Consider the following 24,871-nt stretch of genomic DNA (forward strand, 5'->3'; position numbering starts at 1 on the left):
AGTTATTTTTGAAGATTTTTCCTTAAAGATTACAAAATATTAATTGAGATGTGTGGGATTTTGCTTTCTTGACAAATAGAATGTGAAATGATACACAAGTATTCCTGGATCTCTGTATACCTTGCTATAATTCATACCAGTTAGACTCATCAGCTATCTAAACGAAGAACAATGAAAAATTGTAGCTTTTTTTACTTACTCCCTCAGCCATATGATTTTGTGGCAGGTCAAACAGAAGGGATAGATTGTCAAAACCTCAATAGCAAGTGTAAAAAGGACAGATATGCTTAATATCTGACGGGTCGAATGGCACGAATAAAAGATGAAACCCTTGCCAGGTAGGGATATAGGGGATAGGGTGTAGGTTCGGAAAAAATCAAGAAAAGTAAAAATAAGTGCGAACATAAATAAAGTTATTCGTCACTATACCCCACACCCTACACCCCACACCCAAAAGCTTTGTAGATAATGGGTTTGCATTATCTTAGTGCCATTCGCTATTAGGATCAATTAAATCTCTACCATACTACTGACAGTAATCTGGCGACAAGTACTGTCTTTTGCAAGACACTACCACCTTGCGAGTCAATCCTGTATCTACATCCTAGATAGATAGGGATTAATTGTATAAAGAATTCAAATTAAACTGCATCTACATAAACCTCTACATACATGAAAACGACATTAAATTTGTCACGTTTTTATAAAGCATGTAACCCTAGCTACACGCTAAATATAAGTAACGTACTAGATCGGCAGTATTACATAGATTTTGCTGATGTACGTGGTTGCAAGATTGTCGAAGAATTGCAACGAACTATCATTCGGATTTCTCCTGATGAGCCAACCTGTCAGTTATTTACGGGTCATATTGGCTGCGGTAAGTCAACGGAATTGCAGCGCCTCAAGACAGAATTAGAATTGGCAGGATTTCATGTGGTTTATTTTGAGTCCAGCCAAGACTTAGACATGGCGGATATTGATATCAGCGATATTTTGCTGAGTGTAGCCCGTCAAGTCAGTGCCAGTTTAGAAAGTATTAGCATCAAACTCAAACCTGGTTACTTTACTAATTTGTTTAAAGAAGTAGGCGATTTTTTGCAAAGCCCCATAGAGCTTTCTGGGCAAGCAGAGTTGTCCTTGGGGATTGCCAAAATTACCGCCAAAACAAAAGATAGTACCCAGATGCGGAATCAACTAAGACAATATCTGGAACCGCGAACCAATAGCATTTTGCAAGCGATTAATGAAGAGATTTTAGAAAAGGCCGTTGAACAGCTAAAGCTAAGGGGTCAAAAAGGACTGGTAGTGATTGTAGATAATTTGGATCGAGTGGATATGCGTCCCTTAGCATCCGGGCGATCGCAACCAGAATATCTCTTCATTGACCGAGGCGAACAGTTACGCCGACTTAAATGCCACCTAGTTTACACAATTCCCCTAACATTAATTTTCTCCAATGAATATGAGACACTGAAAAATCGTCTGGGGGGAGGGATTGCACCAAAAGTACTGCCGATGGTATTAGTGAGGCAAAGAGATGGCAGTGACTACGAACCAGGAATGTCACTAGTACGCCAGTTAGTTCTAGCTAGAGCTTTTCCAGAAGTTCCTTTGAATAGCAGACTTTTATTAATTACAGAATTATTCGATCACTTCCAAACTTTGGATCGTCTATGTCGAGTTAGTGGTGGTCACATTCGTAACTTACTAGGCTTACTTTATAGCTGCCTGCAACGACAAGATCCGCCTTTTTCTAGGGACTGCTTAGAAGCCGTGATTAAGGACTACCGTGACGATCTGCTATTAGCTATTGATGAGTCACAGTGGGAATTATTGTTTGAAGTAGTACAGCAGCAGAGAGTTAAAGGTGAGTCTGACTATCAGAGCTTACTAAGAAGTATGTATTTGTTTGAATATCGCGATCCTGTGGGGCGCTGGTTTGGCATCAGTCCAGCCTTGGCAGAAACAGAAAAAGTTTTGGCTTGGCAACAAAACAAGTAATAGTCAATTGTCATTTGTCATTGGTCATTTGTTAGTGAACTAATGATTAATGCCCCATATTCAATGCCTAATACCCCATATCCAATGAGTAATGACAAACAGCTACGTGTCTACACTAAAGAAAATCAGCATACTTTGCAAAGACTAATTAGAGCGATCGCACTTTCAGAAGGTCAATTTGCTCTGATTTTAGTTCGATGTAACTATAGGCGATTACGCGAGCAAATGTTAGAGAATATTCGCTCGAACACCAAAGAAATTAATATCAGAGAAATCATTCTCAATCCATCAACTACTTCTTTACACAGCACAATAATCTCAGAACTATCTTTAGATAATCCTGCCGTCCTTACAGACTCTTTACCGTCTGCTGTAATGATTTTCGGTATTGAGTCAACTACCAACCTAGAAAACTTACTTACAGGTATCAACCAAGCACGAGATATCTATGCTGCTACTTTTCCATTTCCAGTGGTGTTGTGGCTACAGGATGAAGTAGCATCATTGCTTTCAAGATTAGCGCCTGATTTCAAAAGCTGGGCTGCAACCACTATTAAATTTGAAATGGCCAAGGCAGATTTAATTGCTTTGATCTCTCAAGAGGAAGAATCTCTATTTGCCAAAGTTTTAGAAGCAGGTGCTGAAACATTTTTATCTAACGCCTTTCTAGATTTAGATCCTAAGTCGCAACACCGCCACGAAATAGAATCAGCGCGTAATGATTTACTACGCCTGTATAGCGTTAAACTAACACCAGGATTAGAAGCTAGTTTAGAGTTTGTATTGGGGCGAGATAAATACGCCAACGATCAAATTAATGGTGCTTTAGCTAATTATCAAAGAAGCCTAGCATTATGGCAGCAGGAAGCAAGGAGAGTAGCAGAGTGGGAGAGTAATTCTTCTTTGCCTCTTTCATGTCCTCAACCTATGTCCCCCTCATCTTTACTCAAGCAAGCAATAGTACTATTCCACCTGGGGCTTTGTTATCACCGAATGGCAGACTTATACCAGAATACTAGTAGCTATTGCGAACATGCTCTGTCGTGGTTTAAACAATGCTTGGAGCTATTGGAGGAGGTACAAAGAGAAGACTTAGTTGCTAAATTCATTTTGCCTGCTTGTGAAATGCTGCAACGCTTACAAGCCTGGGATGACTTAAAAGAATTAGCTCAAAAGTCATTACACCTACATAAAACTTATGGAACTCCCGCACAAGTTGCTCAAAATTATGGTTTTTTGGCAAATGTGGCGGCTTCAGAATCGAATTGGGTACTGGCTCATGAATTAGCAAATACAGCGCTTTCTATCTCCGAAGAAGTAACACAAGTTTCTTTGCGAGACGCTTTGCGAAGACGACGACAAGAAAGTTGGTATCTTCTCTTGCTAGCACGCACACAACGGCATTTGGGTGAGTGCGAGGAAGCTATCAATAACTTGGAATGGGCGAGGGTAGTTTGTGAGCTACAACATCAGCCATTACTGTACTTAGAGATTTTAGAGGAACTGCGATCGCTTTACTTTTTTGAGTGTCATAACTATACAGAAGCCTTTAAGCTGAAACAAGAAAAAATTAAAATAGAACATCAGTATGGCTTTCGTGCCTTTATTGGAGCAAGTCAATTACAGCCACAACGCCCCAGAATTAACCCAGTACTAGAACCTCACAAAATACCGTTTATTCCTGAAGAAATTGCTCAAGAAATCTCTGCTTCTGGACGGCAACAAGATGTCAATCGCTTAATTGAAAGAATTGCCCGCGCTGACTACAAACTCACAGTTATTTATGGGCCATCTGGTGTAGGTAAAAGCTCAATTCTCAAAGCTGGTTTAGTCCCAGCACTCAAGGGGAAAGTTATCGGTGAACGTATTCCTATACCGATTTTTTTGTCTGTTTATACTGATTGGATAACAATCTTAAGCAGCAGTATTAATCAAGCACTAGCATACACAGGAATATCCGTTAATATTGACTCTACACCCACCATAATACTAGAAAGAATTCGATTGGCATGTGAGCGCAATTATACAATAGTTATCATATTAGACCAGTTTGAAGAATTTTTCTTTGTTAGTAACCCTCCTACACAAAGAATAGAATTTTATAAATTTTTTAGCGAATGTTTAAATATTTCTTATGTAAAAATTATTCTTTCGTTACGAGAAGATTACTTACATCATTTATTAGAGTTTGAACGTTTGAGTCAGAAAAATAGTACTGGCTTTTATGATTTAGGAGTAATTAATAAAAATATTCTTGATAAGGACATTCGCTACTATTTGGGAAAATTCTCTAGCCGAGATGCCAAAGCCATAATTCACAGTCTTACTCAACGTTCACATTATGAACTAAGTGAGGAATTAATTAACCGATTAGTCCAGGATTTGACAGGAGAACTAGACGAAGTACATCCAATTGAATTACAAATAGTCGGTGCTCAACTACAAATAGAAAACATTACGACACTTGCAGAATATAAGCTTTGTGGTGGCTCGGCCAAATTGGTGGAACGCTGGTTAGGGCAAGTTATCAAAGACTGCGGTCAAGAGAATGAAGAGTTAAGTTGGAAATTATTATTTGAGTTAACAGATGAAAAGGGGACGCGACCTTTAAAAACTAAAGCCGATTTAGCGGCTGCATTAGTTAATAATTATGATATAGATACAATATCAAGCTTTGACAAAGTTGGAGAACTGATCTTAGAAATCTTGGTGGGTTCAGGCTTAGTATTGCGAGTCAGAGAAGAGTTAGGCGATCGCTACCAGTTGGTTCACGATTATTTAGTTGAACCAATTCGCCAAAAGAACAACTATGGTATGCTCGCCGAATTAGAAAAAATCAAACTTGAAAAAACTAGAGCCGAAGCAGCCCAACAACTTAGTCAAAAGCAACTAAATTTAGTATTGCAACGACGACTGCGAGAAGCACGGATAGCAGGTGCAATCCTAGCAATTATGGGGGGAACAATAGCAGCGTTATGGTGGCAAGCCGACTTACAAAAAAGAGCAGCAGTCCGTCAAACTCTACGAGCTGAACGTAGTGAAACCAACTTGCAAATTAGTGCGATCGCTGCTGCTAGTGAAGCTCTGTTTGCATCTAATAAAGAATTTGATGCCCTCTTAGAAAGTTTGCGGGCTTGGAGAGGACTTAAACAAGCAGATGGAGTTCAGCCAGATACCCGAATGCGGGTGGTAACAGCCTTGCAACAAGCAGTTTATGGGGTAACTGAGGTTAACCGCCTGGAAGGGCACACTGATATCGTCTGGGGAGTGACTTTCAGCCCAGATGGTCAGTTGATAGCATCAGGTAGCCGAGATCAGACAGTGAAACTTTGGCATCCTGACGGTACTTTACTCCAAACCCTCAAAGGTCACACTGATGCTGTTACCTGTGTAAGTTTCAGCTCTGATGGTCAAACCCTAGCCTCCGCTAGCCTCGACAAAACAGTGAGAATCTGGCGCAAAAACTCGGTTACAGGTAAATTTGACCCCAAACCATATAAAACTCTCAAAGGACATAAAGATTGGGTTTACAGCGTTAACTTTAGTCCTGATGGCGAGTTATTAGTTACTGGCAGTAAAGATAAAACCATACAACTCTGGCGCCAAGACGGTAGCTTAGTAAAAATACTGAGAGGACATCAAGGGTGGGTTAATTGGGTAAACTTCAGTCCTGATGGTCAATTCATCGCCTCAGCTAGCGACGACAAAACAGTAAAAATCTGGCGGCGGGACGGTAGCCTGGTTACAACTTTGCAGGGACATAAGCAAGGTGTGATTGTGTCTATTTTCAGCCCAGACAGTAAATTCCTGGCATCAGCAGGTCGAGATAAGACAGTGAAACTTTGGCGGCGGGAGAGTGGCAACACTAAAGACGGTTTTGACTTTTTTCCTTACAAAACTTTACGGCAGCATAACGGTACGGTGTGGAGTTTGAGCTTTAGTTCGGATAGTAAAAAGTTAGCTTCCGCAGGCGAAGACAATACCATAAACCTCTGGAGTATCACTGGTAATTTACTCAAAACCTTCAAAGGTCACAGTGATGCTGTCGTTAGCATCGCTTTCAGTCCAAAAAACAAACTGTTAGCTTCAGGAAGTTTCGACAAAAGCGTGAAACTATGGAGTTTAGATGCTCCAAGACCGTCTATTCTTCAAGGGCATCGAGATCGGGTTTTGAGCGTTGCTTGGAGTCCCGACGGTCAGATGCTAGCTTCTGGTAGTAGCGATCGCACTGTCAAACTTTGGCGACGATACACCAGTAATGGCGAGATCAAAACTCGACTTTACAAAACTTTAGTGGGACACACAAATAAAGTTCCCAGTGTCAGTTTTGATCCAAAAGGTCAAATGCTGGCTTCAGGAAGTTATGACAAAACTGTGAAACTTTGGCGGCTTGACGGTACTTTAATCATGACTCTCCACGGACATAGCGATAGTGTCATGAGCGTCAATTTCAGCCCTGATGGTCAGTTTTTAGCATCAGCTAGTAAAGATAAAACAGTGAAACTTTGGAACCGTGAGGGCAAGTTGCTCAAAACCTTAGTGGGACATCAGGGTTGGGTAAATAGCGTCAATTTCAGCCCTGATGGTCAGGTTTTAGCCTCTGCTAGTGACGATCAAACTGTGAAACTTTGGCGGCGGGATGGTACTTTGCTCAAAACTTTCTCGCCTCATGATAGCTGGGTATTAGGTGTCAGCTTTAGTCCTACTGACGAGTTGCTGGCTTCTGCTAGCTGGGATAACACCGTGAAACTGTGGCGACGGGATGGGACGTTGTTAAAAACTTTATTAAAGGGGTACAGTGATAGCGTCAATGCCGTGACTTTCAGCCCCAATGGTGAATTACTCGCCGCCGCCAGTTGGGACAGTACAGTGAAACTCTGGAGCCGTGATGGCAAATTAATTAAAAGTCTCAATGGGCATCGTGCTCCGGTATTAAGTGTCAGTTTTAGCCCAGATGGTCAAACACTAGCATCAGCTAGTGATGACAACACGATAATTTTGTGGAATTTACATCTTGAGGATCTGCTTGTTCGTGGTTGCGATTGGCTAGGTGATTACCTTAAGCACAACCACAATCTTGAAGAGCGCGATCGCCTTCTTTGTGATGGGATAACCCGTACAAACCCTTTTTAATTACGAATTATAAATTAGGTTGAAGTCTCAATGAGCAACCGCTCTTGGTTTAGCGGTTGATGAGGCGATCGGAGTTATTAATTCAGAGCTAGAAATAAATTTCGAGCTAATCAGCCAAAAGAGCGATCGCTCTCCAAAAGTTCATGGCTATTTTCTTCAGGAGCCTCTTGTGGCAAATTTGCTAAAAAGGCTTGTAGCCTCATACGCTCAATATAGGGCCAGCCTCCCTCAGACTCAATATCTTTCAGCAGTGAGTAAAGTTGGCGACGGTTAACAGGCAAACTCTCTTGAAAGACCCCATCCCGGATCTCTCGGTGTAACTGCTCTAATTGCCGGAGCAAAGCCAAAAGAGCTACAGTATCGCCTTCACAAGCTGTAGCGGCATCATACACTACAGTTGCGATCGCTTGCAGTTTAGCAGACAACTTCTCTGATTCAATATTTTTGAGATCGTTCATGCCACCTTTTCCGTATAAATGAGGTCAACTCAAATTTACCGGAGATTTTTAATTTTCCCTAGTTTGTCAGTTATCTCCCTGTCACCGCATCTCCTCACTTGCCCTAGTTAGCGGTGAATATAACTAGATTTGTATCTTTATCAAAAGCAATTGCGATCGCTCCAAAAAGAGCGTAGTAACCTTTAGCATAGGCTTTACAAAAGCTAGATGCGATCGGTACGAGACTTTCTTGGATTTTGAGAACTTTGATTTTGAGTTAAAAAAAATCGTATGATCTGGCTGATTTACCCATCCAACAATGGGCTGTATGTAGTGGCGTCACATACATGATACAAAAAGACTTGGGCGACGCCGCTTTTGCGATCAGCAAAAGCAAAGTGCGAAGTAGACATCCCTGTTCGCACTTTTCAAGGCACAAGCATTTATGCTTCTCTGTGTGAGGCTTACTCATACACTCGCCCAACTCTAAACAAATGCCACCAACAGTAAAACTGCTGGTTTTTTGCTCCCCTAGTGACACACATCCAAAATGGATGCAGTGTGCTACTTAGTCTGGGGTCTACACCCCAAGCTCAAGATAGCGACACGTTTAACTACGTTTAGCAGAGAAAAGTTTGAGCAGCGTCTGACAACTAGACACCCGAACACTTGCTTCAACTCTCTTAATCAGAGCAAAGCCGTGTCCGAACAAAGGTAGCTTTTTGCAGAGTAGCGGCTTCTCATCAGAGATCAAAGCTTCGATGCAGTTTTACAACTTAGATATTAATTTTTGAGATTGAGGTTGACCATGAGGTATCGCGCTTTAATTGTTGCATTCTTGGCTTTGTGCCTGGGGCTAATAACCGCTTGTAGTGATGCTCCTACTACCAGTAGTGGTAGAGATGTACTCACTTACGATCAAATTCGCGGCACTGGCTTGGCGAACAAATGCCCCCAACTAGCAGAAACAAGCCGTGGTTCCATTCCCATTGATTCTAGCCAGTCTTATACCATCAAAGAACTTTGCTTGGAACCAACTAGCTTCTTCATCAAAGAAGAACCTGCTAATAAACGCCAAGAAGCAGAATTTGTTGCTGGCAAATTGTTGACCAGATACACTTCCACCATTGACCAGGTGCAAGGTAATCTAAAAGTTAACGCAGATAATAGCCTGACTTTTACGGAAACTGATGGTCTTGACTTTCAAGCCATCACTGTGCAACTTCCTGGTGGTGAGCGAGTACCTTTCCTCTTCACCATCAAAAATTTGGTTGCTCAAAGCCAACCCAGCTTGACCAGTATTAACACCTCTACGGACTTTGAAGGCAGCTTTAAAGTTCCTTCCTATCGTGGTGCTGCCTTCCTAGATCCCAAAGGTCGTGGTGTCGTCAGTGGCTATGATAATGCCGTAGCTCTACCTGCCCAAGCAGATGATGAAGAACTTACCCGCACTAACGTCAAGCGTGCTGAAAATCTCAATGGCAAGATTTCTCTGCAAATCGCCAAAATAGACAGTTCTAGCGGTGAAATTGCTGGCACTTTCGAGAGCGAACAGCCATCTGATACAGATTTAGGTGCTGGCGAACCTAAAGAAGTCAAGATTCGTGGTCTATTTTATGGACGGGTTGAATCGGCTCGTGGCTAAATCCTTGAAAGTAAGGCAACTGACTAGCACTCAAAACGACAATTCTGTAAGTATCAGACTTGATCGCAAAAGTTAAACTATCCACCCTCTTTAAAAAAGAGGGTGGATAGATTTTTTGCAAAAATGGGGAAAAGTTAAATGTGAGTAAAATTGGGGCAAAATAGCCCTGACAATTGGGAAAATTATTATCCCTCAGTCTTATGGGTGACTTGATTCATCTCTTTAACTTTTTACCTTTCACTAAAACACTATAGACTTAAGTACAAAAAAGGGTGAGACGCCCTTTTTTTATTCGCTTGCGTAAATATACATAAGATTTTTTTTAATTATTAGTAATTTTTAACTATTGGATAAATTTCAGTAGAAGGAGCACGTAATTTTACTGTAAATCGAACTTTTGCTGGTGAAACAAAAGCTCGACTACTGTTGTTTCGTTTCTCTAAATTAACTTCATCATTAATTAATTCAAGTTAAGTACAATCTCGGTTTGATATTTAGTGATTAATTTTATATTTTATTTCTATGTGGTTCTAAAAAAGCTACAAGTCACACCAAAGATAAATAACCAACTAAATAATGATTTCGCCCATTTAAATTTTGCTCGATTGTCAAGTAACCTATGGAATTTTAATAGAAAGTCTTTATTATCTACCATAGTATTTGCTAAGAAATATATCGCAATATTTCATTTGATATTATGCGATCGCAGCTGAATTTAAAAAGCGAATAATAATTGATTCTTTATTTGCTCAATAAACCCGGTGCTATGCCTACCACAGTCACCAATGAACTAAAGCACGAAATTTGGCAGTTGTTGCGAGAATATCAGCAATCTCCGTCAGAAAACATCCGCAATCAACTGGTAAAACTCAATTTTGGACTTGTGAGAAAAGAAGCTCACTATTGGACAAATCAATGTCATGAAACTTACGATGATTTGCTCCAGGTTGGATGTTTGGGTTTAATCAGAGCTATTGAAAGATTTGAAATTTCCAAGGGACATGCCTTCAGTTCCTACGCTCTTCCCTATATTCGAGGTGAAATTCAACACTATCTCCGAGATAAAGGTGTCACCGTGCGAATTCCTCGGAAATGGTTAGCGCTCCAACAGCAAGCAATAGGAGTATCGCGTTCTTGGCGTGAAAAACACAATCGTCAACCAACCGACTCGGAATTAGCAGCAGCACTGGAAATTTCTCCAAACGAATGGCAAGAAATTAAATTAGCATGGGTCAATCGCGCTCCCTTGAGTCTTGATGTGCCAATCCAAGATGGAGAAGAAGGTTCTACCTGCTTGGGAGAATTGGTTCCAGATCCTCACTATCGCAGCTTTCAACTGGCACAAGAAGACCAACTTCGCTTACAACAAGCGTTGGTTCAGCTAGAAAAACGCACCCGCGATGTGTTGGAATGTGTGTTTTTGCAAGATTTGACCCAAAAACAAGTCGCAGAACATCTGGGCATCAGTGTAGTAACGGTTTCCCGTCGAGTCAAGAAAGGACTGGATTTGATGAAAGAGCTTATGGGTGTAGCAGAAGATTGACTGCAAAAAACAAACCGCAGTTATACTGGGTATGCAGTGCTAAAAATAACCCTTGAAATGTAAAAAATTAGGTTATAAAGGGAACATACTTTGCCTTTGATCCAAATTTTAGGCATGTTGATTTCCACTTTTCAATTTTCCAATGGCTTTTGAGAAAGGCTCATGGGCATAACTTCAAAAATTACAATTGCAGCTATTCTAACTTTGGCGCTCGCCGGATGTGCTTCTGAAGATACACCACAAGCCATCAATCCTGTGCCAGTTCCCAAAATAGCAAAAAAGTCGCCACCAGCGGCTCAATCCTTTAAGAATCCAGTGATACCGGCCAAACAGGTCTCACAAGTTAATCTTGCATCTGTTAACTTGATTCAATCCACGAATGCTACAGAGCGGACACGAGAACTTGTGGTATCAAAAGCTCGAAGCGATCCTTTTGCACAACTTTTCGGGCAGACTGTTCCGGGAATGTCTAAAACATCTGGAAGACCAGTTCCCGTGGTGCCTAAGCTACCTACTGCATCACTAGCAGTACGAAAACTTCCAACACGCAGCATCGCTTTAAATCCAAAGAAAAATAACGTTTCTTCTCTCCCAAAAAAAGTCAATCCTACCTTGACTTCAGTGTTGCCTAAAGTTTTGCCTCAAGTTGTCCCCAACCCCGCTTTAGTCTCTGTATTGCCACCGCCAGCACAGCCTGAGTTAGCAAGGGCAGTGGTTGTGACTGGTGTAGTTCTAATTAGTAAAGAACCACAAGCAATTATCAAAGTACCGGATGAGCCGACAAGTCGGTATGTACAGGCGGGACAGCGATTAGCAAATGGCGTACTGATTAAACGTATTGAAATGAATCAGGGCTACAACCCCATCGTGATTTTGGAACAATATGGTATTGAAGTTGCCAAAATGGTAGGGGAAGGGACTGTCAAATCAACGTCGTCAGCTGCATCAGCTAGCGGCAATGTTATTTCAGTGACAACGCCCCCCCAAAATACCTTTAATGTGGGAGCTTCATAAAGATGGAGACTAAGGAAAAAGTTGAATTCGCGGGTTTACCTTTAGCTGTTTATAGAGAAATAGCAGCTCATTTACGTCAAGTCGAAGGGGTGGAAGTGGATTTAATTCCCCAGTCATCCCAACAGTTTGATTACAATCAAAGTCAAATTGCTGGCTTGAACCTCTCATGGACACCAAACTCTAGCTTAGAAAATCGGCAACGAGTTAACCAGATTTTGGCTTACTATCAAAATCGCTATATGAATCCTATTTGATTTTTTGATTTGTGAGAATTGTAACCCACAGAACCCCGACTTCTTTAATAAGTCGGGGTTCTTGTTGTTCGCGAATCATTCTGAAGTTGATTCCACAGAGCAGCGATCGCAGTAAGCATTATTTAACATAGTTTCATAAAGAATACTGTATAACGACCTCACAACACCCAGCAAGGTGAGGATTTCAAAAAGCAACGTTATGATAATTAATGCATTAATTGAGCTTGGGTCTAATAATAAATAAGTTAGCACAAATAAACCTCCAGAGTACGGAGACGATTAATCACCTCTGTACAGCAGTCAAAAACCATTGCTCTTGAGTGTATATTTAGGTGCTACGTCCAATCAAAATCAGCCGTTGTACAAATTTCCATAAGGATAATTCAAGTGACTAGGACTAATTCAGACTTTCTTTCTTCCAGCGATCCGGCGATCGCAGGGTTAATCAACGACGAACTACAGCGTCAACGAGATCACTTGGAGTTGATTGCTAGTGAAAACTTTACGTCTGCTGCTGTACTGGCGGCTCAAGGTTCGGTACTGACAAATAAATATGCTGAGGGTTTACCTGGTAAACGCTACTATGGTGGTTGTGAGTTTATCGACAAAATCGAGCAACTAGCGATCAATCGCGCTAAACAGATATTTGGGGCTGCTCATGCGAATGTGCAACCCCATTCTGGCGCACAAGCCAATTTTGCTGTGTTCCTGTCGCTGTTGGAACCAGGGGACAAAATTATGGGGATGGATTTGTCTCATGGGGGACATCTTACCCACGGTTCCCCTGTCAATTTCTCAGGTAAGTGGTTCCAAGTTAGCCACTACGGTGTCAGTCAACGAACAGAACAACTTGACTACGATCAAATTCGCGAGCTGGCGCTGAGGGAGCGTCCTAAGCTCTTGATTTGTGGTTATTCGGCTTATCCCCGTGTAATTGACTTTGAAAAGTTCCGTAGTATTGCTGACGAAATCGGCGCTTATTTACTTGCCGATATTGCTCACATTGCTGGTTTAGTTGCTACTGGTCTTCATCCCGATCCCATTCCTCACTGTCACGTAGTCACAACAACTACCCATAAAACTCTACGCGGCCCTAGAGGTGGTTTAATCTTGACTAGCGATGCAGAACTAGGTAAAAAGCTAGATAAATCTGTTTTTCCTGGCAGTCAAGGCGGGCCATTGGAACACGTTATTGCTGGTAAGGCAGTAGCTTTTGGAGAAGCCCTCAAGCCTGAGTTTAAAACTTATTCTGCCCAAGTAATTGAAAATGCTCGTGCTTTGGCCGAACAACTGCAAAATCGTGGTTTAAAGTTAGTATCTAACGGCACTGATAATCATTTAATCTTAGTAGATTTACGCTCTGTAAGCCTAACTGGTAAGCAGGCAGATCATTTAGTCAGTACTGTGAATATTACTGCTAACAAGAATACTATTCCCTTTGATCCGCAGTCACCATTTGTTACCAGCGGTCTGAGGTTAGGTTCGCCAGCAATGACCACACGGGGCTTAGGAGTAGCAGAATTTACTGAGATTGCCAATATTATTAGCGATCGCCTGCTTTCTCCAGATTCCGACGTAGTAACCCAAGATTGTCGGCAACGGGTAGCAGCATTGTGCGATCGCTTCCCCTTATATCCTCACCTGGAAATTCCTGTACCAGCATTAGCCTGACATGATAGTTAAGAGTTAGGAGTGATGAGTTTTAAGTTTTAAACTCCTAACTCTTGCCAGGCTTAGGCTGAGATGATAGTTAAGAGGGATAAGTTTTAAGTTTTGAACTCTTAGCTGCTAACTCTTAACTTCTAACTCCTAACTCCTAACTCCTAACTATTCCTTCCAATGAGTGCAGAAATTATTTGTGTTGGTACTGAGCTATTGCTAGGAGATATCCTCAACGGCAATGCTCAATTTTTGGCGCAACAATTAGCGCAACTAGGTATTCCCCACTACTATCAAACAGTGGTTGGAGATAATCCAGAACGGTTGAAGCAAGTTATAGAAATTGCTATTTCCAGAGCGCAAATTCTCATTTTCACTGGTGGACTCGGCCCCACACCAGACGATCTAACTTGCGAAACCATCGCCGATTTTTTTAAAGTTCCGTTGGTAGAACGTTCTGACATCATCGAAGACATAACCCAGAAATTCGCCCAACGTGGTCGGGTTATGTCACCAAGTAACCGCAAGCAGGCTTTGATTCCCCAAGGTGCAGAAATTCTCCCCAACCCCACTGGAACAGCACCCGGAATCATTTGGCAACCTCGTCCTGAAATCACGATTTTTACCTTTCCCGGTGTTCCCAGTGAAATGCATGCGATGTGGGAAGAAACCGCTGTGCCATTTCTCAAAAGTCAAGGTTGGGGTAAAGAAATTATTTACAGTCGGAGTTTAAAGTTTTGGGGTATTGGTGAATCTGCTTTAGCGGAAAAGGTTGCTTCCTATTTAAAGTTGCCAAATCCTACAGTGGCCCCTTATGCAGGTAAAGGGGAAGTAAGACTGCGAGTTTCTGCAAAAGCAAATTCAGAAGCAGCCGCAGAAGCCCTAATTGCGCCCATTGAAAAACAACTTAAAGAAATTGCCGGACTGGATTTTTATGGCGTTAATAATGATACTCTTGCTACCGTAGTTGGTCAGTTGTTGCGGGCATCAAAAGAAACGCTTTCGGTGGCAGAATCTTGCACGGGTGGCGGTTTAGGGCAAATGTTGACCGAGATTTCTGGGAGTTCCGATTACTTTTGGGGTGGAGTAATTTCTTATGACAATTCGGTGAAGGTTAGGCTGTTGGGGGTTAATCAGGAAGATTTAGATAAATTTGGGGCAGTAAGTGCTACTGTTGCAGAGCAAATGGCTGTTGGAGTCAAAACCCGCCTTGCAACAACTTGGGGACTGAGTATTACTGGAATTGCTGGGCCAACTGGAGGGACAGATACGAAGCCAGTGGGTTTAGTTTACATTGGTTTAGCCGGACCAAAGGATGAAGTGACAAGTTTTGAGTATCAGTTTGGTACTGTGCGAGGTCGAGCTTTAATTCGTCATGTGAGTGCGAATGCAGCGTTGGATAATCTGCGCCGGAAGTTGTTGACGAGGTAGCAAGTATACTATGTGATTTCTGCACCCCTCTTCTAAGGGATTTCTAATTGAAACTCAGCATTGACTTTGTAGTAGGTGTAACACTCATCAGATGTTGAACTGAAGAAAAAATCAGAACGCAAACGCCCCAATCGTAAAAAGTCAATTGCGATGGCGTAACTGGCTGCTGGAAGCGATCGCAAGTTGATTAACTGAAAAGCGATCGCTAACTTTTATCTAGGTGCGTTAGCGTAGCTCACCGTAGGTATTGCTCATTTCCAAAGTCTGTAAACTGTTTAATTGCACTTTTGAAAATCAGAAAATAATCTTTACTTAAAATTCAATCTATCAAAATAGTGAATTCGTTTCATAACTATTGATGCCAGAACTTCTATCTAGGGATCGATATGGCTAATAAGCTAAATGAAGTAGAAATAGTATACTAAATCACATGAGATTGTATTGTATGAAATCCAATTATGTTGCAAAACAGCTTTCCACCGTAAAACGCTGGATGGCCACAGCGCTGTTTTGTATGTTAGCGATCGCTTTCGTTTGGCAAGGTGCATTTTTCTCGAACACCTCAGCAATGGCCGATCCTGCTGCAACTTTGATTGCATCCTCAGACGCAGGCGATCGCGCTCAAGATAAAGCTAGTAGAGATGCTGGACGAACCAAAAATTTCATTGATGATACAGCAGATAAAGTTAAGGATGCTGCCAAGAGCAATGCCAGTAAAGTTGACCAAGCAACAGACAATGGTAGCTTCGTTGAGCGCAAAGCAAAGAAAGATGCCGCTACAATTCAGAGAAGAGCAAATGAAGATGCATCTCGGACTAAAGAAGCAGTAGACAACACCAAGAATGTTGTTGAACGTACTGTTGAAAACATTAAAGATGCTTTTGGTAAATAGAGATATAGATATAACAATCCTGTTGGATTTGTAAAAATCGAAAGCTTTAAATTTCCGATTTCTTAAAGAAGTCGGAAATTTTGTTGTTTACGAATAATTTTGAAAATTCTCAGGTTATGTCAATATCATTACAGCAATTTACCGGTAGTTAACCATTATGGTAGGGTAACACAGCTAGCTCTGCTTCACTACAGGGAATTATAGTTAAAATCTACTAATTACCAAAATATGATATTAGATAAAATAATTAGACTTCTTGCAAAAGTCGGGGTAAAGGGGAAAGGGAAAAGGGTAAAAAAACTCAAAATCCTTTCCCTTTAACCTTTTACCTTTTCCCTAAGAGTGCAAAAATATATTTTTGCAAGAGGTCTATTGAGTAGCTTTAGATACATATTTTCCTAGCTATAGGAACTTGCGATCGCAGATAAAATTAGCTATTGTCACCGTACAAGAAAAGAAACTATTGTTAAATATTTACCAGCAATTATGCTAAATATATAGTTATAAATAAAATATTTGACTTTCTTTTGTACTAACTTAAGATAGCAAAATTGAGTAATCTGCTTAGGGAAATCCCGCAAACTACTCCTAGAAAAATTGTTTTTCTATACGGACGAAAAGCAATTTTTAAGTAGCATTACTTATTGCCAAATGTGTTATAACATTAACTGATTGCAATTTAATTTGACGAATTGTTAATGGTTAACAAATTTTTCCCCATTATCAATTAAGAAGTTATACTTTCCACTACAACTTAGTAACAATGTAAGGGTTTGATTCTGTGGACAACCCGACCGTGGGAAAATCAAAATACCGAGACTCGAAGTTAGAGAGGAAAACCTTATAATATGCATCTGAGCGAAATCACCCATCCTAATCAGTTGCACGGTTTATCTGTTCGCCAACTGCAACAGATTGCCCGTCAGATTCGAGATAAGCATCTTCAAACAGTAGCAGTTAATGGTGGACACTTAGGGCCAGGGTTGGGTGTTGTCGAATTAACACTAGGACTTTACCAAACACTGGACTTAGATCGGGATAAAGTGATTTGGGATGTAGGACACCAGGCTTATCCCCACAAACTACTTACAGGACGTTACGATCGCTTCCACACCCTCAGACAAAAGGACGGAGTTGCGGGCTATTTGAAACGGGGTGAAAACAAGTTCGATCACTTTGGGGCTGGACACGCTTCTACAAGTATTTCAGCAGCTTTGGGCATGGCTTTAGCGCGAGACTTGAAAGGGGAAAAATTTAAAGCCGTTGCTGTGATTGGGGATGGGGCACTGACTGGGGGCATGGCTTTAGAAGCGATCAACCATGCCGGACACATGCCAAAAACGAACTTGTTGGTTGTTCTCAATGACAACGACATGTCTATATCTCGCAACGTCGGCGCGATTCCTCGCTATCTCAACAAAATGCGCCTCAGCCAACCGGTGCAATTTATTAAAGATAATCTTGAGGAACAGTTTAAGCAAATTCCCTTCGTGGGTGAATCCCTCTCACCCGAACTCGGACGCATCAAAGAAGGTATGAAGCGTTTGGCTGTTCCGAAGGTAGGTGCAGTTTTTGAAGAACTCGGCTTTACCTACATTGGGCCAGTGGATGGGCATAATCTTGAAGAATTGATTGCTACCTTCCAACAAGCACATCAGATACCAGGTCCAGTTTTGGTACATGTAGCAACAGTAAAAGGCAAAGGTTATGAAATTGCCGAACTAGATCAAGTTGGCTACCACGCTCAAAGCCCCTTCAACGTCGCAACTGGCAAAGCCATTCCTTCTAATAAACCCAAACCCCCGGCTTATGCCAAAGTCTTTTCTCACACTCTGGTAAAACTTGCCGAACAAAACCCGAAAATCGTCGGCATTACTGCGGCTATGGCAACGGGGACAGGTTTAGATAAACTTCAAGCAAAACTGCCGAATCAATATATAGATGTCGGCATTGCGGAACAACACGCAATTACCTTAGCAGCAGGACTTGCAAGCGAAGGGATGCGCCCCGTTGCGGCTATTTATTCCACTTTCTTGCAACGCGCCTACGACCAGATAATTCATGATGTCTGCATCCAAAACCTGCCAGTATTCTTCTGCTTGGATCGGGCGGGAATCGTCGGCTCTGATGGCCCCACCCATCAAGGTATGTATGACATTGCCTATCTGCGTTGCATTCCCAACATGGTAATCATGGCCCCCAAAGACGAGGCAGAACTGCAAAGCATGGTAGTAACTGGTGTTGAGCATACCAGTGGCCCGATCGCAATGCGCTACCCTCGTGGCAATGGTTACGGCGTTCCCTTGATGGAGGAAGGTTGGGAACCTTTGGAAATCGGCAAAGGCGAGATTCTGCGTACAGGCGATGATGTGTTAATTGTTGCTTATGGCACAATGGTCTATCCAGGAATGCAAGCTGCTGAAATTCTCAGCGAACATGGCATTGAAGCAACTGTAATTAATGCCCGTTTCGTTAAGCCTTTGGATACCGAGTTGATTTTACCTTTAGCGAAGAAAATCGGCCGTGTTGTCACCTTAGAAGAAGGCTGTGTAATGGGTGGCTTTGGTTCTGCGATCGCCGAGGCTTTACTAGATGCAGATATTCTTGTTCCTGTCAAGCGATTCGGTGTGCCAGATGTATTGGTAGATCATGCTGAACCCAACGAATCTAAGACAGAACTAGGTTTAACTAGTCATCAAATAGCGGAGAGAGTATTGCAAGCTTTCTTTAAGCAGCAAGTATCTGCTGTGGTTTAGTTTACTTATCAACAGTATTATCTAAAAATAACCCCTGTAACAGGGGTTATTTTTGTGAGAATATTAGCGATCGCTATTTATACTCACTCTTCACCAATTGCAATAAAATTAAAGCCAACTTTTCTTTCGTGACTGCTAGTTCTGGAGATCCTGAGCCTGATTGTTGTTTAATTCCCAAATCCCAGATGGCGACTTGAGCTTTGTTGGCAGTTATATCCTTAACGATAATTTGATAATTACATCGTTTCCTGTGTCTGGGGATTGAACATCAAATCTTTCCCCGCCTTGTTTTGTTCCAGATGCAAACAATAGCTGATTTTACGGTAGGGGCAATTCATGAATTGCCTCTATCTAGCTGGAAAAATTTTTTACTTATATAACAGATGTACGAAATATTTATAGAGTTTTAAATAATGCCCCGGATTTTTGACAACATTGATTTACAATTACTACCGATTTTACGAGAAACCCTCAAAATCTCCTATCGGGCAGATTTTTGCGTTGGCTACTTCAACCTCAGAGGTTGGCGAAGAATTGATGACTTGATTGAACAGTATGTTGGTAGTGAAAATGCTTGTTGTCGTTTGCTAATAGGGATGCAAAGCTTGCCTAGTGATGAAGTTCATGCGGCATTTTCTCTTAGTAATGGTGATGGACGAATTGATAACAGTAGCATTGTGCGGTTGAAAAAACGCATGGCGGCGGAATTTCGTCAGCAGTTGACTATCGGTGCGCCGACTAATCAAGATGAAGCGGGGTTACGGCGGTTAAGTCATCAGCTAAAAACTCAGAAACTAGTTATTAAACTGTTTCTCCGTCATTCTCTCCACGCCAAATTATATCTCGTGCATCGCCATGACCCTAACACTCCCACAGTGGGATTCTTGGGTAGTAGTAATTTAACCCTTCCGGGACTGGCGAAACAAGGAGAGTTGAATGTTGATATTTTAGACCACGATGCTTGTAATAAACTGCAAAAGTGGTTTAGCGATCGCTGGCAAGATTACGGTTGTGTAGATATTTCCCAAGAATTAGCTGAAATTATCGACCAGAGTTGGGCGAAAGATGAGTTAGTCTCACCTTACTACATCTACCTGAAGATAGCTTACCACTTATCCCATGAAGCGATCGCCGGACTTTCAGAATTCCGCATCCCCCGCGAATTTAACAGCTTATTTGATTTCCAAAAAGCCGCCGTACAGCTAGCAGCCCGTCATGTAACTAGGCGTGGTGGCGTATTAGTGGGCGATGTAGTTGGTTTGGGTAAAACTTTAGTTGGAACTGTCCTTGCGAAGATATTACAAGAAGATTGTTTTTTAGAAACACTGATTATTTGCCCGAAAAATTTGGTGTCAATGTGGCAAGAATATGTAAATAACTATCGGCGACTTGCCGAAGTTATGCCAATTAGTCAAGTACAAAATAAGTTACCAAAACTCCGCCGTTATCGAGTTGTGTTGATTGATGAAAGTCACAACTTGCGGAATCGCGAAGGCAAACGTTATCGAGCAATTACAGAATATATTGCTACTAACGAAAGTAAATGTATTTTATTATCTGCTACTCCTTACAATAAAAGTTATCTTGACCTTTCCGCCCAACTGCGGCTATTTGTGCCAGAAGACCAAGATTTAGGATTAAGACCAGAAGCTTTAATTAATGAACTTGGTGGTAGTTCTCTAGGAGAATTGGAGTTTATTAGAAAGCACCAATGTTCTGTCCGTTCTTTAGCTGCTTTTGAGAAAAGCGAACACCCTGATGACTGGCGAGAATTGATGAAGCGTTACATGGTGCGACGCACTCGCTCTTTTATTAAAGATAATTATGCCCACACAGATGAAACCGGACGGAAATATTTAGAATTTTCTGATGGGAGACGTTCTTATTTTCCCCAGCGTCTACCTCGCAGTCTCAAGTTTCCTTTACAAGGTTCTAACAATGACTTTTATGCTCGTCTTTACTCAGAGTTAGTAGTAGAAGTAATTAATCAACTTAATTTACCTCGCTATGGGCTAGGGAATTACGTTATTGCTAAACCCAAACAGCCACCCACAGACATCGAGCAGCGCTTTATCAATAGCTTATTTCGTAGTGGTAGGAGGTTAATGGGTTTTTCCCGCACTAATTTATTTAAACGTTTAGAAAGTAGTGGTGTTGCTTTTATCCAATCAATTGAACGCCATATTTTACGGAATTTTATTTATTTATACGCTCTAGATAAGGCGCTTGATATTCCCATTGGAACTCAGGAAGCTGAATTGTTAGATACAAGTAATAATGATGAAGATGCCGATTCTGTGGCAGCAGCTTTGTTTGACACTGAAACGGAAGAAGATGATTCCAATGCTTTGCTGCAAATAGAGAGAGAAAAAGTAACTTCTTTTTCTCACGAGGATAAGAAAGCATCTAAAACAGAAAAAGCTTTCCGTCAAAGAGCAGAATCAATTTATCAAGAATATACAACTCGATATCAACGAAGATTTAAGTGGTTGCGGTCTACACTTTTTGATGTTAAAAAATTGAAACGAGATTTGTTAGAAGATGCCAAAGCACTGATTAATGTGTTGCAAGACTGTGGTGAATGGAATCCTCAAAAAGATGAAAAACTTGCAGCTTTAATTAAACTGCTTACAAAAACTCACCCCAAGGATAAAGTACTAATTTTCACCCAATTTGCTGATACAGTCCGCTATCTTGCAGACAATTTGCAATCGAGTCTTATAACTAATGTCGCTGGGGTGACAGGTCAATCTAAAGACCCGACAGTAATGACCGGAAGATTTAGCCCGGTGAGTAATGGAAAACGCGAGCAAATTTCATCATCAGATGAGTTGCGTATTTTAATCGCCACAGATTTTGTATTAATCATGGCACAAAATTAGGTTGATTTATTGACTCTAATGATAAATCTGTGATGATATTTCAACCTAATAAATTACCAGAAGTTAAATATAATAATGAGAAATTGACTGTTCTTGATGTATTAGCAGATTGGCAAATTACCCCAACAGATATATTTAGTTGGTTAAAGGTTAAATAGTTAAAAGGGCGGTTATAAACCGCGTCTACATAAGCAAAACCTACGGAGTGGGTTTCAAACCCTCAATTTTTACCTCATTACCTTGTTCCCAGAATAGTAGGTTGGATTTTGTTCTTCAAGCCAAGCTATGCCTTGCGAAAAACACTTAAATGAGAAAGCAAACTGGGGTTTGAGTAAGTCAAAGCAGCTTTTGCTTGCGGAAAACACCAAAATGAGAAAGCAAACTGGGGTTTGAGTAAGTTAAAGCAGCTTTTGTTTGCGGAAAACACCAAAATGAGAAAGCAAACTGGGGTTTGAGTAAGTTAAAGCAGCTTTTGCTTGCGGAAAACACCAAAATGAGAAAGTAAAAGCTTCTTTTGAATAAGTCAAAGCTCATTTTGAGAAAGCATTTCGGTATATTGAGCAAGCAAACGGGCATTTTTATAAAGCAATTAGGCTTTTTGATAAAGTAATCAGCAAATTTACCTGACAATTAAAAATTACGGCTGTACAAATCAAGCCAACATTTAGAGAAATTGATAACTTTTCCGTATAATTTCTCAGCCTAATTAAATGTAAAGGATTTATAAAGTATAAAAAGCATGAGTAAAAATTTAACTCGTATAAAGAGGGTTTCTTAAAGTCCGCGTTGGCGGACTTAATTTTTATAGCTAAATTATCTGATGGTGTACAAATATCTCTTGATTATAAATCTTATAGGCTAGCTTTTCGTGACGTAACTGCTAGCACCAATGAGCGTTCTATGATTATGACTATATTGCCAAAAAATGTTTTTTGTCCGCATACAGTTTCTCTAGAGCAAGTTTATGATGTTCGTGTCGAAGACGGAAAACTTAACCCTAATTACCAATTAATCAGCAATGCTGAAAAACTTTATATTTGTACAGTAATGAATTCGTTTATTATAGATGCCTATTTAAGACGAAGTATTACTAATCATCTTTTATTCTTTTTTATATATGCAACACCCGTGCCCCGTTTAACAAAAAACGATCGCAACTTCAACGATATTGTACAACGCGCCGCCAAACTCATCTGCACGACACCAGAATTTGACAAACTCGCGCAAGAAGTCAGTCTAGGTTCCCATCAACAAGGCGTTACCGACGAAACAGAACGCGCTAAACTCCGCGCAGAACTCGATGGAATGGTAGCACATCTTTACGGTTTAACTGAAGATGAGTTTAGCTACATCCTCACTACCTTTCCCATTGTGAATGCGATCGTTAAAGAAGCAGCATTAGAAGCTTACCGTAACTTTGTCCCAGTGTTTAAAAACTTAGAAATACTCTCTCGTTAATCTCTCGTTCCCGTCCTCTGTATGGCAACAAGGAATACTAACAGTATGACAAATATCTGTAACAATGAATACAAACTGATTTTTCAGACTAATTCTGTATAAAAATACGCCTATAGTGCAGTGCAAGAAATAAATAACGAACCGTCAAAAACGCCAAGTACCCCAAGAAATAAGAAATTAAGCGATTTGGCGCAGCTTCGTAAAAAAATAGTATTACATTAAAGTTTGAAGTGTATTTATTGTCTTAAACTATAAAAAAGCAAGCATGTTTTTTGTAGAATTTAAAATCCTTAACTTTAAATTTATATTTTTGATTTTATCTAGTTCAGATAAAACAAGAATTTCTTAATAATTTATTTTCAATTCACCGCAGAGCTTGAATAGTATTATGTTTCGTTAAAATAGAATTGCTGCTATAAATAGAACAATGTATCTACATAAAGTCTAATAAATTACTGTAAAAATCCAGCAGCATTTACTTACTCGTAATTTTAGAACCGTGCAAATTCATCCTCACTCCAAATTTAACCAAAACCGCGATCGCCGCGAACAGGGGTTGCAAAAATTGCTCGATCGCCTTGTCAGGTCAATAGAGCAAAATGAGTTAGTTCGGCAAACAACAAATCAACTCAGAGAATCGCTTCAGGTTGATCGGGTGGTATTGTATTATTTTTACGGGCAGTGGGAAGGACAGGTGACTTTTGAATCTTTGAGTTCTCAAGAATTCTCAATACTTGGTTCCACTGGGCCAGATGATTGTTTTAATAACGAGTATGCTGCTTTATACTTAGCAGGACGGGTAAAGGCGATCGCTGATATTGAATTAGAGCCAATCGAGGCTTGTCACCGAGATTTTCTCCGCAGTATGCAGGTTCGCGCCACCTTGGTTGCACCAATTGTCATCCCTAGAGGATTATGGGGATTACTAGTAGCACACCACTGTCAAGAGCCTCATGATTGGTCGCCATCAGATATAGAAATGATGCAAACAGGGGCACAAACCCTAGCAACAGATCGAAATATTCTAGAGAGTTAAGGGACTTGCAAAAAATAAATTATCCCAAATTATTTCTAGATTTGTAGGAACGTATGGCCTTGCGCCCCTACTGTATATTCAAATCGTATACAGTTAAGTAGCAGAGATTCTCGCCAGCACTGATTTTTCTAGATAAGGAGAAAAAACTGTGAAATTTGGTCATACGATCATTTGGGTAGACGATGTAGTTAAAACAGTTGAGTTTTACGAAAAAGCCTTTGGTCTGGTTCGTCGCACTCTCCAGGATAAAGGACAATCTATCTGGGCGGAAATCGAAACTGGAAACACTACACTAGCTTTCTCCTCTAGTAGCGAAGCACAGAAGTTATTTCCTGGTGGCTTCCATCCGAACGATCCCACACAACCACCGCCATTAATCCAGATATCATTTATCACTCCCGATGTTGGTAGCGCTTACATGAGAGCGATCGGGGCTGGTGCAAAAACACTAGATGCTCCTAAAACCCAGCCTGGGGGAAAAACTATTGCTCGTGTCCGCGATCCCAATGGTGTGCTGGTGTCGTTGGTGAGTGCCTAAGTAGCAAATTACCTTAAACGTGATTAATTGGGTTGAGGATTGCGATCGCAGGAGTGAAAATCAACACCTAAAATACTATTTATAAAATAAATCTTCAGTAGGGTGTGTTACGGCTTTAGCCTAATACACCGCTTTCTATAGCGGTGTATTAGGCATTTTAATTATGTTTTTGGTGACAAATCATATTGA

Annotated in this window: 16 protein-coding genes and 1 pseudogene; 14 read left to right on the top strand and 3 right to left on the bottom strand. The window is 40.9% G+C overall.

The window, feature by feature from the left end; translation table 11 throughout:
- Positions 1-672 precede the first annotated feature (672 nt).
- Both V7K53_RS11510 and V7K53_RS11515 read left to right on the top strand, forming a co-directional pair.
- Positions 673-2,004 carry a P-loop NTPase fold protein gene (locus V7K53_RS11510; protein ID WP_335197635.1) on the top strand — a complete coding sequence of 444 codons (1,332 nt, stop codon included), beginning with the start codon at positions 673-675 and terminating at the stop codon, positions 2,002-2,004.
- Between the two features lie 63 nt (positions 2,005-2,067).
- Complete coding sequence (locus V7K53_RS11515; RefSeq protein WP_442940481.1) at positions 2,068-7,137, top strand: nSTAND1 domain-containing NTPase; 5,070 nt, start codon at positions 2,068-2,070, stop codon at positions 7,135-7,137.
- 110 nt (positions 7,138-7,247) lie between these two features.
- Here V7K53_RS11515 and V7K53_RS11520 read toward each other — a convergent pair whose 3' ends face one another.
- On the bottom strand, positions 7,248-7,595 hold the full coding sequence (locus V7K53_RS11520) for a hypothetical protein (RefSeq protein WP_335197636.1): 348 nt from the start codon (positions 7,593-7,595) through the stop codon (positions 7,248-7,250).
- A gap of 787 nt (positions 7,596-8,382) precedes the next feature.
- Between V7K53_RS11520 and V7K53_RS11525 the strand changes: the two genes are divergently transcribed.
- The 4 genes from V7K53_RS11525 (at position 8,383) to V7K53_RS11540 (ending at position 12,030) form a co-directional block, all read left to right on the top strand.
- Positions 8,383-9,219, top strand: coding sequence for a photosystem II manganese-stabilizing polypeptide (locus V7K53_RS11525; RefSeq protein WP_335197637.1), 837 nt, complete (start codon positions 8,383-8,385; stop codon positions 9,217-9,219).
- A 766-nt stretch (positions 9,220-9,985) separates the two neighbouring features.
- Positions 9,986-10,762 carry an RNA polymerase sigma factor SigF gene (locus V7K53_RS11530; protein WP_322713663.1) on the top strand — a complete coding sequence of 259 codons (777 nt, stop codon included), beginning with the start codon at positions 9,986-9,988 and terminating at the stop codon, positions 10,760-10,762.
- A 162-nt stretch (positions 10,763-10,924) separates the two neighbouring features.
- Positions 10,925-11,776, top strand: coding sequence for a hypothetical protein (locus V7K53_RS11535; protein WP_335197638.1), 852 nt, complete (start codon positions 10,925-10,927; stop codon positions 11,774-11,776).
- 2 nt (positions 11,777-11,778) lie between these two features.
- On the top strand, positions 11,779-12,030 hold the full coding sequence (locus V7K53_RS11540; RefSeq protein WP_335197640.1) for a hypothetical protein: 252 nt from the start codon (positions 11,779-11,781) through the stop codon (positions 12,028-12,030).
- 75 nt (positions 12,031-12,105) lie between these two features.
- Here the strand turns inward: V7K53_RS11540 and V7K53_RS11545 are convergent, their stop codons facing one another.
- Positions 12,106-12,282, bottom strand: a complete 177-nt coding sequence (locus V7K53_RS11545) for a hypothetical protein (protein ID WP_335197641.1) — start codon at positions 12,280-12,282, stop codon at positions 12,106-12,108.
- 135 nt (positions 12,283-12,417) lie between these two features.
- Here V7K53_RS11545 and glyA point away from each other — a divergent pair, with 135 nt between their 5' ends.
- Positions 12,418-13,701 carry a serine hydroxymethyltransferase gene (gene glyA / locus V7K53_RS11550; protein WP_335197642.1) on the top strand — a complete coding sequence of 428 codons (1,284 nt, stop codon included), beginning with the start codon at positions 12,418-12,420 and terminating at the stop codon, positions 13,699-13,701.
- Positions 13,702-13,869: 168 nt separating this feature from the next.
- The gene (locus V7K53_RS11555) at positions 13,870-15,120 is read left to right on the top strand and encodes a competence/damage-inducible protein A (RefSeq protein ID WP_335197643.1); all 1,251 of its coding nucleotides are present in this window, start codon (positions 13,870-13,872) and stop codon (positions 15,118-15,120) included.
- Between the two features lie 32 nt (positions 15,121-15,152).
- Here the strand turns inward: V7K53_RS11555 and V7K53_RS11560 are convergent, their stop codons facing one another.
- The gene (locus V7K53_RS11560) at positions 15,153-15,302 is read right to left on the bottom strand and encodes a hypothetical protein (protein ID WP_335197644.1); all 150 of its coding nucleotides are present in this window, start codon (positions 15,300-15,302) and stop codon (positions 15,153-15,155) included.
- Between the two features lie 263 nt (positions 15,303-15,565).
- Between V7K53_RS11560 and V7K53_RS11565 the strand changes: the two genes are divergently transcribed.
- From V7K53_RS11565 to V7K53_RS11590, 6 genes and pseudogenes are all read left to right on the top strand, one after another.
- Positions 15,566-16,012 carry a hypothetical protein gene (locus V7K53_RS11565; RefSeq protein ID WP_335197646.1) on the top strand — a complete coding sequence of 149 codons (447 nt, stop codon included), beginning with the start codon at positions 15,566-15,568 and terminating at the stop codon, positions 16,010-16,012.
- Positions 16,013-16,860: 848 nt separating this feature from the next.
- Positions 16,861-18,768 carry a 1-deoxy-D-xylulose-5-phosphate synthase gene (dxs, locus tag V7K53_RS11570; protein ID WP_335197647.1) on the top strand — a complete coding sequence of 636 codons (1,908 nt, stop codon included), beginning with the start codon at positions 16,861-16,863 and terminating at the stop codon, positions 18,766-18,768.
- Between the two features lie 413 nt (positions 18,769-19,181).
- Positions 19,182-21,629, top strand: a pseudogene (locus tag V7K53_RS11575) (phospholipase D-like domain-containing protein); the annotation flags it as partial.
- An 807-nt stretch (positions 21,630-22,436) separates the two neighbouring features.
- Complete coding sequence (locus V7K53_RS11580; protein ID WP_335197650.1) at positions 22,437-23,108, top strand: hypothetical protein; 672 nt, start codon at positions 22,437-22,439, stop codon at positions 23,106-23,108.
- Between the two features lie 499 nt (positions 23,109-23,607).
- Positions 23,608-24,144 (top strand): GAF domain-containing protein, encoded by a 537-nt coding sequence (locus tag V7K53_RS11585; protein ID WP_335197651.1) that lies wholly within the window; start codon positions 23,608-23,610, stop codon positions 24,142-24,144.
- A 148-nt stretch (positions 24,145-24,292) separates the two neighbouring features.
- Positions 24,293-24,682 carry a VOC family protein gene (locus V7K53_RS11590; RefSeq protein ID WP_335197652.1) on the top strand — a complete coding sequence of 130 codons (390 nt, stop codon included), beginning with the start codon at positions 24,293-24,295 and terminating at the stop codon, positions 24,680-24,682.
- Positions 24,683-24,871 lie beyond the last annotated feature (189 nt).

It is taken from the genome of Nostoc sp. (assembly GCF_036917355.1).
In the GTDB taxonomy this organism is placed as follows: Bacteria; Cyanobacteriota; Cyanobacteriia; order Cyanobacteriales; family Nostocaceae; genus Nostoc.